General features: G+C 73.4%; 1 protein-coding gene. It reads right to left on the reverse strand.

The genetic code is table 11. From position 1 onward, the window contains the following. Window positions 1–120: 120 nt before the first annotated feature. On the reverse strand, window positions 121–243 hold the full coding sequence (locus SB773_RS33020; protein WP_410594646.1) for a hypothetical protein: 123 nt from the start codon (window positions 241–243) through the stop codon (window positions 121–123). Window positions 244–256: the final 13 nt, after the last annotated feature.

A 256-nucleotide genomic window follows, 5' to 3' on the forward strand; every position in this document is an offset into this window, starting at 1 on the left:
GGACACGACGCCTCTGCGGCGTGAACGCGGCCGCGGCGCGCATCGGGTCGCTGCGTCGGAGATCTGCGGCCCAGCGTCGGAGATCAGAGCGGATCCGGCACGAATCTCCGCCCTCAGTCGCTACGCTGTCAGCTCGGCGATCGCCTCGGCGACGGCAACCGTGCTCCGCTCGCCGGTGCGACGGTTCCACAGCTCGACCTCGCCCTGGGCCGCGCCCCGGCCGACGACGAGGACCCGCGGCACCCCGATCAGCTCG

The organism is Bacillus sp. SIMBA_074 (assembly GCF_046534555.1).
In the GTDB taxonomy this organism is placed as follows: domain Bacteria; phylum Bacillota; class Bacilli; order Bacillales; family Bacillaceae_G; genus Bacillus_A; species Bacillus_A mycoides.